Consider the following 10,938-nt stretch of genomic DNA (forward strand, 5'->3'; position numbering starts at 1 on the left):
GACCCTCCCGGTAGGGACGGCCCGCCGTTCTCGGTGCTGATCAGGGTGTGCGGGCCTCAGACCTGCGCCGGCACCACGTTGATGACCTTGCGGCCACGGCGGGTGCCGAACTCCACCGCGCCCTCGACGAGCGCGAACAACGTGTCGTCGCTGCCGCGGCCCACGCCGGTGCCCGGGTGGAACTTGGTGCCGCGCTGGCGGATGAGGATCTCGCCGGCGTTGACGGCCTGGCCGCCGAACCGCTTGACCCCGAGCCGCTGTGCGTTCGAGTCCCGACCGTTGCGGGAGCTGGACGCACCCTTCTTGTGTGCCATGGTGCGTCTCCCTTACTGGCTGATGCCGGTGACCTGGACCTTCGTCAGCGGCTGACGGTGCCCCTGACGCTTGTGGTACCCGGTCTTGTTCTTGAACTTGTGAATGCGGATCTTCGGGCCCTTGGTGTGCTCGACGACCGTGGCGGTCACCGAGGCCTTGGCCAGCGCATCCACATCGGTGGTCAGCTGGTCGCCGTCCACGAGCAGCACGGCGGGCAGGCTGATCTCGGCGCCGGGCTCACCGTCGATCTTCTCGACGGTGACCACGTCGTCGACGGCCACCTTGTACTGCTTACCGCCGGTCTTGACGATCGCGTACATCGTTGACGCACGACTCCTGAATATCGGGGGACTGAGGCGCGCTGGTCGCGCGCAGGCCACCTGCCGGAGACGTCGGACGACGCCCGCCTGCCATGGCTCCTTGCATCCCAGGGTACGGAAGGGTGATTCGCAGGGTCAAACCGGGTCCCCCCCGTTCGTCCCTGCCGTGTTCTCGGCGCTCACGTTCTCAGCGCTCGGGTTCTCGCTGCCTGTGGTGTCGCTGCCGGTCCCCGCCTCCACGGGCGGGCCCGCGGGTCGCGACGCCGCGCGACGGGACCGCCGTGGCCGCGTGGTGACGGCCGCAGGCTCCGGCTGGACCGGAACGGGCGCCGTGACGACGGCGACCTCACTGCCGGCGTCGACGGTACCCGTGCCGTTCGGCGTGCCGCCGGCCGGTGCGGTCAGGACGGCGGCCTCGGCGCCCGCCGGGGCGCCCGCGGACCGGGTGACCCGGGCCCGCTTGCGCCGCTCGGGCTTGGCGGGCGGCGTCTCCGGCTCGACGGTCGGGGCGTGGGAGTGCCCGTTGAGGTTCCCGTCGGTGACGGGGGCCTCGGCCGGCGCGGGGGCGTCGGGTACGGGAGCGCTCGGGGCCGCGGACTCCGCGACCTCGACGGCACCGTTCGTGGCGTCGACCGGCACCTCGGCCCGCTCCTCCCGGCGACGGCTCCGCCGCCGGCCACGCGAGGGTGCCTCCTCGGACGGGGCCTCCTCGGAAGGGGCCTCCTGCGCCTGCGCCGGAGCGACGGACGTGTCCTCGGCCGGCGTGTCCTCGACCGGCGGGACGGCGGGCGTCCCGGTCTCGACAGCGGCCGCGGCGGCCTTCTCCGTGCTGCGGCTCGCGGCGGCGACCGCCGCGGCACCGGCGACGGCGGCGACCACGTTCGGCGCGGTCACCTCGTTCACCGTGTCGACCGGCGCCTTCTCGACCGGCGCCTCCTCGACCGGGGCCGGCGTGCGGTCCTGGTCCTGGTCCCCGCCCCTGCGGCCGCGGTTCCGGCGGCGTCCGCCGACCTCGCCGCTGCCCGACCTGTTGTCGGAGCCGTTCGCCTGGCCGTTGGTCGAGCCGGGCCCGTGGTCCTGGCGCGCCTGCTCCACCGGGTCCGTCGTGATCACGACGCCGCGACCCCGGCAGTGCTCGCAGGGCGCGGAGAAGTGCTCGAGCAGCCCGCCCCCGACCCGCTTGCGGGTCATCTGGACCAGGCCGAGCGAGGTGACCTCGGCGACCTGGTGCCGCGTGCGGTCCCGGGCCAGGCACTCGGTGAGCCGGCGCAGGACCAGGTCCCGGTTGGCCTCGAGCACCATGTCGATGAAGTCGATGACGATGATGCCGCCGATGTCCCGGAGCCGGAGCTGGCGGACGATCTCCTCCGCCGCCTCCAGGTTGTTCCGGGTGACGGTCTCCTCGAGGTTGCCCCCGGAGCCGGTGAACTTGCCGGTGTTGACGTCGACGACGGTCATCGCCTCGGTCCGGTCGATCACCAGCGTGCCGCCCGAGGGCAGCCAGACCTTGCGGTCCAGGGCCTTGAGCAGCTGCTCGTCGATCCGGTACTCGGCGAAGACGTCCTTGGGTCCCACGTGGCGGTGCAGCCGTTCCTTCAGTTCTGGCGCGACGTGCCCGATGTAGGCCGACACGGTCTCCCAGGCCTCGTCGCCGGAGACGACCAGCGCGGTAAAGTCCTCGTTGAACTGGTCCCGCACGACCTTGACCAGCAGGTCCGGCTCCTCGTACAGGAGCGTCGGCGCCTTGGGCCTGTTCGGGCCGGTCTTCTCGGACTTCTCCTTGACGACCTCCCACTGCGCCTGCAGCCGGCGGACGTCGCGCTCCAGCGCCTCGTGGCTGACGCCCTCGGAAGCGGTGCGGATGATCACCCCGGCCTCGCTGGGGACGATCTCCTTGAGCATGTCCTTGAGCCGCTTGCGCTCGACGTCGGGCAGCTTGCGGCTGATCCCCGCTGCGCCACCGGACGGCACGTAGACGAGGAACCGGCCGGCCAGGCTGATCTGCGTGGTGAGCCGCGCACCCTTGTGCCCGATCGGGTCCTTCGTGACCTGCACGAGGACGCTGTCGCCGCTGCTCAGCGCCTGCTCGATGCGCCGGGCCTTGCCGTTGAGCCCGGCCGCGTCCCAGTCCACCTCGCCGGCGTAGAGCACGGCGTTGCGGCCGCGCCCGATGTCGACGAACGCCGCCTCCATGCTGGGCAGCACGTTCTGCACGCGGCCCAGGTAGATGTTGCCGACGATCGACTTGCTGGTGTTGCCGGTCTTGTCGTTCCCGCCGGAGCCGGCACTGGCCACGAAGTGCTCGACGAGGATGTCGTCCTCGAGCACGCCGATCTCGGTGCGCGAACCCTCCTGGCGGACGACCATCGTGCGGTCGACGCTCTCCCGACGGGCCAGGAACTCGGCCTCGGACAGGATCGGGACGCGGCGGCGCCCGGCGTCCCGCCCGTCCCGGCGGCGCTGGCGCTTGGCCTCGAGCCGGGTGGAGCCGCGGACGCTCTGCACGCCGTCGTCCGAGTCGTCCCGGGTGTCCCGCTCGCGGGTCTCCCGCGGCGCCCGGACCCGGGTGACGGTGTTGGGCGGGTCGTCGTCGGTGCGGTCGTCCGCCCCGTCCCCGGAGCCCTTGCGACGGCGACGGCGGCGACGGCGACGCGTGCCGCCGGCGTCCGCGCCGTCGGTCTCGTCCTCGGTGTCCTCGGAGTCGTCCGAGTCCTCGGCCTCCTGCTCGGCGGCGGCCGGCTCGGCCGCCACCCGCTCGGGGGCGTCCGCGGTGCTCTCGGCCTGCTCGTCGACGGAGTCCGGCTCGCCGTTCTCCTCGTCCTGGCCCTTGCCGCGGCCACGGCCACGGCGTCCGCGACGACGACGACGGCGGCTGTCCTCGTCGGAGTCCTGGTCCTGGTCCGCGTCCTCGGGGCCGGTGGTCGAGGGCCCCTCGGCCTCCTCCTCCGGGGCGGGGGCCGGCACGGCGGGCGTCTCGGCGGCGGGTTCCTCGACCGGCTCGGCGGCCTTGCGGCGCGAGCGGGCGGGCTTGGCCGCGGGCGGCTGGAAGACGGCGGCCGGCGGCGCGAACAGCGGCGCCAGCGGGCCGGTCTTCTCCGCGGGCGCGGCGGCGTCCTCCACCTCGCCGGCGGGGGCTGCAGCGGGCTCCACGACCGGCGCGGCCTCCTCGATGACCGGGTCGGCCGGGCTCTCCGCGAGGACCGGGCTCTCCGGTGCGGCGGCACCGCCGGAGTCCGGCACGAGGGCCGAGACGACCTGCTCGGCCGTCTTCCGGTCGACGCTGGACTGGGCGCTGCGCGCCGCGTTGCCGAGATCGGCGAGCGCGGTGAGCACCTCCTTGCTCGTGCGTCCGATCAGCTTCGCGAGGGCGTGCACCCGCAGCTTCTCGGGCAGCTCGGGCAGGGGGACAGGCCCACCGGAATCCCCGGTAGGCGCATCGTTGATCGACATTCAGCTCCTTCGCCCCCGGGCGCCCTCGGGTCAGAAGGCGGCCGCGCAGGGGCCGTACGCGTTCTCTCCCCACGCGGTGCGGGGGAGCAATCCTGTGGACAGCTAGCCGGCGGTGCTCGACGGCGTGCCACGAGCTTCGTCACCGGCCCGGTGGCGGGCCGGCGACGCACCGAACCGGCGGTCAAGCCTGGGCGGTGACCCGGCCAGGACCGAGAGGATCGGCGAGGGCACCCCGGTCGTCGAGCAGGCCCTGGGCCATCCGGGTCGCCTTCGCGGGCACCGGTGGCTTCAGCCCTGCGACAACGTCGAGTGCACCCAACACGTCGTCGGGTCGAACGGCGGGTGTCGTCTGCCGTACGACCGCTCCCAGTATCGCACATTCGGCGGACGAAGCGGCCACTCCAGGTGTGACACCGCTGTTGCCGTCGTCGTCCACCGGCCCCGTGGAGCCGTCGGAAACGGACGCGGAGACGAGCGCCGCACGCACGTCGACCTGGCGTCTCCCGTTCGGTGTGACGCGTTCGACGATCAACGTCTCCCGCGCCAGCAAGGCGTCGAGCGCCGCGCGCGCCGCGGCCGGTGCGACGCCCGGGAGCGCGATGGACCAGGAGCTCGCGTCGATCCGGTCCGCGAGCGAGGGCGGGGTGGCGACGACGGCCTCGAGGATGTCCAGCCCGACCGGGAGTACGGCGTCCAGCGCCGACCGGACGGTCTCCGGCTCGACCGGACGGGTGAGCCCGATCTCGAAGTACTCGGCCTCGCTCGCCGATCCGGTGGGCGCGGCCCCGATCCACGAGATGCGCGGGTGCGGGCTGAAGCCGTGGGAGTGCGACACCGGGACGCCGGACCGGCGGACCGCCCGCTCGACGCTGCGGGCGACGTCGCGGTGGGACAGGAAGCGCAACCGGCCCCGCTTGGCGAAGCGCACGCGGATCCGCTGCACCGTGGGGGGTGCGGGGTTCGCGGCCTCCCCGGGCCGGACTCGTGCCATGTGCTCCAGCGTACGAGCCCGGCCCGGGAGGGCGTGCGGCGGACCTCAGTCCCCGGGCCCGGGATCGTCGACGGGGCGGTCGGCCCGCACCGGGTCCTCGCCGGTGAGGCCCTCCCGTTCGGCCGCGACGGCGAGGACGCTTGCCCACGCGGTGGGGGATGTCCGGCGGTCCCGTGCGCCCGCGTGGAGACCGGCGCGGATCTCCGGACGCCAGGTCCGCGGTGCCCGGCTCGCCATCGGGAGCCGGTGCCGGTGTCCGGATGATCCGTCTCGGCGGAGAACTCAGCCGGGGTGGAACTCGCCGGGGTCGAGCGCGAGGAGCGTCTCCCCCGCCGGCCGGAAACCGGCGCGCCGGTAGAACTCGAGACTGCGCGCGGTCGGGGCGAGGACGAGGCGCCGGTAGCGGCGCTCCCGGGCGTGCACGATCACGGCCTCCAGCAGCGCCTGCGGGACGCCCTGGTCCGAGAACGCGTTCAGCACGAACGCGTTGCCGACCTGGCCGACCCGGCCGCCGCGCCCGCCCGGACGCGGCATGTGCACGATCTCGACGACGTTGATCGAACCGATCGCGGTGTACCCGGAACGCTCGGAACCGACCTCGGCCAGCCAGAACGTCCGTCGCGGCTGCTCGGTGCGCCACCACTGCTCGAAGCCGGCCTCGAAGCCCGGGTCGTCGACGGGCCGGCCGGTCCGCTCCTCGACCCACACGCGGCGGAGCTGGGCGAGAGCGGCGCCGTCCCGCTCGTCCGCGACCCGGACGCCGATCGTCCTGGAGCCGGGGGCCTCACGTGCACCGGGGCCGAGCTCGGCACCCAGCTCCCGCCCGACCGGGTTCACCACCGTCAGCGGGAGCAGGGTCGTCCCGCTGGGCCCGACCTCGATGTCCGCACCGGTCGACGGGCAGACGCCGCAGTCGAAGCAGGGGGTCCAGCGGCAGTCGTCCTGCTCGTTGCCGGCCAGCGCGTCCTGCCAGTCGTCCCAGAGCCAGTCCCGCTCCAGCCCGGAGTCCAGGTGGTCCCACGGGAGGGCCTCGTCGCCGTCGCGCTCGCGAGTGGTGAACCAGGCCAGCGAGACACCCCTCGGCTCGAGCTCGGCCGCCGCGGCGTCGATCCAGCGCTGGTAGGAGAAGTGCTCGCTCCAGCCGTCGAACCGGCCGCCCTCGCGCCAGACCCGTTCGATCACCGCGCCGACCCGGCGGTCGCCGCGGGCGAGCAGGCCTTCGATCAGCGACGGCTGGCCGTCGTGGTAGCGCATGCCGATGTTGCGGCCGATCTTCCGGTCGCTGTTGACGGCCTCGCGCAGCTTGCGCAGCCGGGCGTCGACGACGTCCGGGTGGGCCTGCGCGGCCCACTGGAACGGGGTGTGCGGCTTGGGCACGAACCCGCCGATGGAGATGGTGCAGCGGACGTCGTTGCGGCCCGACGCGGCGCGGCCGGCCTTGATCACGCGGTGCGCCATGCCCGCGATCTCCAGGACGTCCTCGTCCTCCTCGGTGGGCAGCCCGCACATGAAGTAGAGCTTGACCTGCCGCCAGCCCTGCGCGAACGCCTCGGAGACGGTGCGGATGAGGTCCTCCTCCGACACCATCTTGTTGATCACACGCCGGATCCGCTCGGAGCCGCCCTCGGGGGCGAAGGTGAGCCCGGAGCGGCGGCCGTTTCGGGAGATCTCGTTCGCGAGGTCGATGTTGAAGGCGTCCACGCGCGTGCTCGGCAGGGAGAGCGACGTGTTCGAGCCCTCGTACCGGTCCGCGAGGCCCTTGGTGATCTCGGCGATCTCGGAGTGGTCCGCACTGCTCAGCGACAGCAGGCCCACCTCGTCGAACCCGGACGCGCGCACCGCCTTGTCGACCATCTCACCGATGCCCTGCAGGGACCGCTCGCGGACCGGGCGGGTGATCATCCCGGCCTGGCAGAAGCGGCAGCCGCGGGTGCAGCCGCGGAAGATCTCGACGCTGGCGCGCTCGTGCACGGTCTCGGCCAGCGGGACCAGCGGCGCCTTCGGGTAGGGCCACTCGTCGAGGTCGCTGGTGGTGCGCTTCTGGACCGTGGCCGGGACGCGCTCGTCGGTGGGGGTGACGCTCTCGATCGCGCCGTCGTCGCCGTAGGTGACCTCGTAGAGCGACGGGACGTAGCAGCCGTCCGTGCGGCTCAGCCGGAGCAGCAGCTCGGCGCGGCCACCGGACCGTCCCTCGGCCTTCCACGCCTTGACGACGTCCGTGATGTCCCCGACGACCTCCTCGCCGTCACCCAGCACCGCGACGTCCACGAAATCCGCAATCGGCTCCGGGTTGAACGCCGCGTGCCCGCCGGCGACGACGACGGGGTGGCTCTCGTCCCGGTCCCGCGCGTGCAGCGGGACGCCGGCCAGGTCCAGCGTCGTGAGGAGGTTCGTGTAGCCGAGCTCGGTGGAGAAGGACACGCCGAGCAGGTCGAACGCGCCGACCGGGCGGTGCGTGTCCACGGTGAAGGCGGGGACGCGGTGCTCCCGCATGAGGGCCTCGAGGTCCGGCCAGACCGCGTAGCAGCGCTCGGCGAGGGCGTCGGGACGCTCGTTGAGGACCTCGTAGAGGATCATGATGCCCTGGTTGGGCAGGCCGACCTCGTAGGCGTCGGGGTACATCAGCGCCCAGTGGACCTCGGCGGTGTCCCAGTCCTTGGCTTGAGCGTTGAGCTCACCGCCGACGTACTGCACGGGCTTGGACACCCGGGGCAGCAGGGGCTCCAGGGCGGGGAAGACGGACGCGGGGCTCACGCCGACCCAGGGTAGCCCCGCGCCACGGCGGCTCGCCGACCGGGCGAACCAGCCACGACCACCCCGCGTGTCGGGGTCGCCCACCCTGCGAGTCGCGATCCCGGACCACGCGAGTCGCGATCTCAAGCCACGCGAGTCGCGATCTCCGGCCCGGTGAATCGGACCGGGAGGGTGCCGCGCTCACCCGTCGACGTCCTCGCTCAGGCGGCCCGAGGGCGCGGCTCGCCCGGTCCCGGAGCGCGACTCGCGGGGTCGTCAGGGGAGGAGGTGGGCGGCGCGGAGGGCGGCGCGAACGTCCTCGTGGTGCCACTCGTCGAGCGGGACCAGGGGGAGGCGGATGCCGTGGTCCATCAGGCCCATCTCGGCCAGTGCCCACTTCACGGGGATCGGGTTGGCCTCGACGAAGAGGGCACGGTGCAGCCCGGCGATCTCGGCGTCGATCGCGGCGGCGCCCTCGTCGTCCCCGGCGACCGCGGCCTTGCACATCCGCGCCATCGCCTCGGGCGCGACGTTCGCCGTCACCGAGATGTCCCCGTGGAAGCCCATCAGCATGCTGGCGCGGGCGGTGGCGTCGTCGCCGGAGTAGAGCGCGAAGTCGTCGAGGCCCAGCGCGACCAGGTCACGGACCCGGTCCAGGTCCCCCAGCGCCTCCTTGAGCCCGACGATGTTGGGCACCTCCGCGAGCCGCTCGACCGTCGACGGCAGCATGTCGCACGCGGTGCGCCCGGGGACGTTGTAGAGGTACTGCGGGAGGTCCACGGCCTCGGCCACGGCCTTGAAGTGCCGGTACAGGCCCTCCTGCGGCGGCTTGTTGTAGTACGGCGTGACGAGCAGGGCGCCGTCCGCGCCGGCCTTGGCCGCCGCCTTCGTGAGGTGGATCGCCTCGGCCGTGTTGTTCGCGCCGGTGCCGGCGATGACCGGGACGCGGCCGTCCGCCACGTCGATGGTGCGGCGGATGACCTCGGTGTGCTCCTCGACGGTCAGCGTCGAGGACTCCCCCGTGGTGCCGACGGAGACGATCGCGGACGTCCCGGCCAGGACCTGCCGCTCGACCAGCCGTTCCAGCGCCCCGTGGTCGATCGTGCCGTCCTCCCGCATCGGGGTGACCAGCGCGACGAGACTACCGGTGATCATGTGCTCGGCCCTTCGGACGCTCAGGTGGTGAGGGCCGACGGTAGCAAGTGCGACCGGTTCAGCCCCAGGCCAGCCGGGCCGGTTGGACCGACCGGCTCACCCGGCGGATCGTCGTCGTCACCACGACGACCAGTGCGACGACCGCCGCGACCACCACCGGCACGGGCGGGCGCGCCGCCGCGACCCCGACCAGGGCCCAGGCGACCGCGGCCGCGTACCCGACGACGGCGGTCCCCGCGTTGACGACCGCCGTCGCGATCACGGCCACGACCAGCAGGACGACGATGGCGGCGACGTCCGCCAGTGCCCCGTCCCCCGGCAGCCCGATCCGGACGCCGGTGGCCGCCGTGCCGAGGGCCACCGCCACGGAGACCCAGCCCGTGTACACCGAGACGGTCCCGCGCAGGACGATCCGTTCGAGCCTGCCCTCCGCGGGCTCGTGGCTCAGCCGGCCGAACACGAGCGCGAGGATCACCAGCAGCACGATGAGCAGGATCTCGGCCAGGAACACCTCTCGGCTGCCGAAGGTGAGGATCCACAGCGGGTTCGCGACGGCCGCGGCGGCGAGCCACCACCCCGTGCGCCGGTGGACCGTGCGTGCTCGCTGGCCGGGCAGCAGCTGGTAGACGGCGTAGGCGAGGAAACCGATGTAGATCGGCCCCCAGATCGCGAACGCCCAGTTCGCGGCGAGCAACGGGGTGGCATAGGAGCGGGCGACGTCGCCGACGGGTTCGCCGACGACGCCGCTGCCACCGAGCCCGGAGAGGACGAGCTGGGCGACGGCGAGCACGGCCACCACGACACCGCGGACGAGGTCCGCCGTGGTGGCACGTGGGGTCAGGACGGTCATGGCGCCATCCTCACCCCACGGATGTGTGACGGCCATTCGGTCCGGCCCGTCATCTGCCCGGGTGACCAGGTGGAGATCACGGGTGGCCGGGAACCCGACGGAAGCCGCTCAGTCCGCCAGCTGCCGCTGGAACCAGTGCTCGTCCCGGACGTCGTCCGGCCCGAGGCGCAGGGCGCCCGGGAACACGCCGACCTCGGTCCAGCCCTGCTTGACGTAGAACTCGGGCAGCCGCGTGCCGCCGCGGGTCGAGAGCAGCAGCTGCTCCAGGCCGAGGGCGCGCGCGAGATCGACGGCGCCGTCGAGCAGGGCTCGTCCGTGGCCCCGTCCCTGCAGCTCCGGGTGGACCATCAGGCGGACGACGGTGCCCCGGTGCGCGATCACCTGGCCGTCACCGGGAACGACGAAGACGACACCGCCGAGGTCGGCCGCGTCGCCCAGGACCAGCGGGTGCGCCCGGCCCGCCTCGACGTCGGCGATCGCCGCCTCCGCCTTCGCGCGGATGTCCCGTTCCGGGGCGTCGTGGGTGAAACCCACGGCACCGCCGGCGCGGGTCACCGCGAGCCAGAGATCACCGAGCGCCGCCGCCCCGGGCGCGACGCGGTGCGGGCCGGCGATCCCGGCCCCCGCCCTCACAGGTTCGGGAACCAGAGCTTGATCTCGCGGGCGGCGGACTCCGGCGAGTCCGACCCGTGGACGAGGTTGAGCTGGGTCTCGAGGCCGAAGTCGCCCCGGATGGTGCCGGGGGTGGCCTTCTCGACGGGGTCCGTGCCACCGGCGAGCTGGCGCCACGCCGCGATGGCGCGGGGGCCCTCGACGACCGCCGCCAGCACCGGGCCGGAGGTGATGAACTCCAGCAGCGACTCGAAGAAGGGCTTGCCGTCGTGCTCGGCGTAGTGCTGCGTGGCGAGCTCGCGCTCGACGGTCCGCAGTTCGAGGGCGACGAGGTCGAGGCCCTTGCGCTCGATCCGGGCGAGCACCTCACCGACGAGCTTGCGTGCCACGCCGTCGGGCTTGACGAGGACCAGGGTGCGTTCAGTCACGCCGATCAGGATATCGAGCGCCCGGACGATCTCCGTCACGGGACCTTCGCCCTGCGCATCTCGGCGCAGCGGTGGTGTGCGCAG

The 10,938-nt window shown here is 73.4% G+C and carries 10 protein-coding genes and 1 pseudogene; all 11 read right to left on the reverse strand.

Annotation, left to right across the window (positions count from 1 at the left end; genetic code table 11):
• Window positions 1–56: 56 nt before the first annotated feature.
• The gene (gene rpmA, locus WBK50_RS24360; RefSeq protein WP_341337829.1) at window positions 57–314 is read right to left on the reverse strand and encodes a 50S ribosomal protein L27; all 258 of its coding nucleotides are present in this window, start codon (window positions 312–314) and stop codon (window positions 57–59) included.
• A 12-nt stretch (window positions 315–326) separates the two neighbouring features.
• Window positions 327–635: a 50S ribosomal protein L21 gene (gene rplU, locus WBK50_RS24365; protein WP_297500744.1), complete on the reverse strand. Its 309-nt coding sequence runs from the start codon at window positions 633–635 to the stop codon at window positions 327–329.
• A 135-nt stretch (window positions 636–770) separates the two neighbouring features.
• Window positions 771–4,085, reverse strand: a complete 3,315-nt coding sequence (locus tag WBK50_RS24370; protein ID WP_341337830.1) for a translation initiation factor IF-2 N-terminal domain-containing protein — start codon at window positions 4,083–4,085, stop codon at window positions 771–773.
• Between the two features lie 181 nt (window positions 4,086–4,266).
• A complete protein-coding gene (locus tag WBK50_RS24375; protein WP_341337831.1) occupies window positions 4,267–5,076 on the reverse strand; it encodes a TIGR03936 family radical SAM-associated protein in 810 nt (269 codons plus the stop codon).
• Between the two features lie 45 nt (window positions 5,077–5,121).
• The gene (locus WBK50_RS24380; RefSeq protein WP_341337832.1) at window positions 5,122–5,313 is read right to left on the reverse strand and encodes a hypothetical protein; all 192 of its coding nucleotides are present in this window, start codon (window positions 5,311–5,313) and stop codon (window positions 5,122–5,124) included.
• Between the two features lie 45 nt (window positions 5,314–5,358).
• On the reverse strand, window positions 5,359–5,916 hold the full coding sequence (locus tag WBK50_RS24385; protein ID WP_341339493.1) for a GNAT family N-acetyltransferase: 558 nt from the start codon (window positions 5,914–5,916) through the stop codon (window positions 5,359–5,361).
• Window positions 5,899–7,830, reverse strand: a pseudogene (locus tag WBK50_RS24390) (TIGR03960 family B12-binding radical SAM protein); the annotation flags it as partial. The gene WBK50_RS24385 and the pseudogene WBK50_RS24390, both read right to left, overlap by 18 nt.
• A gap of 255 nt (window positions 7,831–8,085) precedes the next feature.
• A complete protein-coding gene (gene dapA, locus WBK50_RS24395; RefSeq protein ID WP_341337833.1) occupies window positions 8,086–8,964 on the reverse strand; it encodes a 4-hydroxy-tetrahydrodipicolinate synthase in 879 nt (292 codons plus the stop codon).
• 58 nt (window positions 8,965–9,022) lie between these two features.
• Window positions 9,023–9,814: a hypothetical protein gene (locus tag WBK50_RS24400; RefSeq protein WP_341337834.1), complete on the reverse strand. Its 792-nt coding sequence runs from the start codon at window positions 9,812–9,814 to the stop codon at window positions 9,023–9,025.
• Window positions 9,815–9,922: 108 nt separating this feature from the next.
• The gene (locus WBK50_RS24405) at window positions 9,923–10,447 is read right to left on the reverse strand and encodes a GNAT family N-acetyltransferase (RefSeq protein WP_341337835.1); all 525 of its coding nucleotides are present in this window, start codon (window positions 10,445–10,447) and stop codon (window positions 9,923–9,925) included.
• Window positions 10,444–10,854, reverse strand: coding sequence for a nucleoside-diphosphate kinase (ndk, locus tag WBK50_RS24410; RefSeq protein WP_341337836.1), 411 nt, complete (start codon window positions 10,852–10,854; stop codon window positions 10,444–10,446). The genes WBK50_RS24405 and ndk overlap by 4 nt, the downstream gene beginning before the upstream one ends.
• Window positions 10,855–10,938: the final 84 nt, after the last annotated feature.

The sequence above is a fragment of the Pseudonocardia sp. T1-2H genome (assembly GCF_038039215.1).
Taxonomy (GTDB): domain Bacteria; phylum Actinomycetota; class Actinomycetes; order Mycobacteriales; family Pseudonocardiaceae; genus Pseudonocardia.

Coding starts and splice junctions, on each gene's coding strand:
- WBK50_RS24400 (WP_341337834.1), bottom strand. CDS start 9,814: ATGACCGTCCTGACCCCACGTGCCACCACGGCGGACCTCGTCCGCGGT.
- rplU (WP_297500744.1), bottom strand. CDS start 635: ATGTACGCGATCGTCAAGACCGGCGGTAAGCAGTACAAGGTGGCCGTC.
- WBK50_RS24370 (WP_341337830.1), bottom strand. CDS start 4,085: ATGTCGATCAACGATGCGCCTACCGGGGATTCCGGTGGGCCTGTCCCC.
- rpmA (WP_341337829.1), bottom strand. CDS start 314: ATGGCACACAAGAAGGGTGCGTCCAGCTCCCGCAACGGTCGGGACTCG.
- WBK50_RS24375 (WP_341337831.1), bottom strand. CDS start 5,076: ATGGCACGAGTCCGGCCCGGGGAGGCCGCGAACCCCGCACCCCCCACG.
- WBK50_RS24380 (WP_341337832.1), bottom strand. CDS start 5,313: ATGGCGAGCCGGGCACCGCGGACCTGGCGTCCGGAGATCCGCGCCGGT.
- dapA (WP_341337833.1), bottom strand. CDS start 8,964: ATGATCACCGGTAGTCTCGTCGCGCTGGTCACCCCGATGCGGGAGGAC.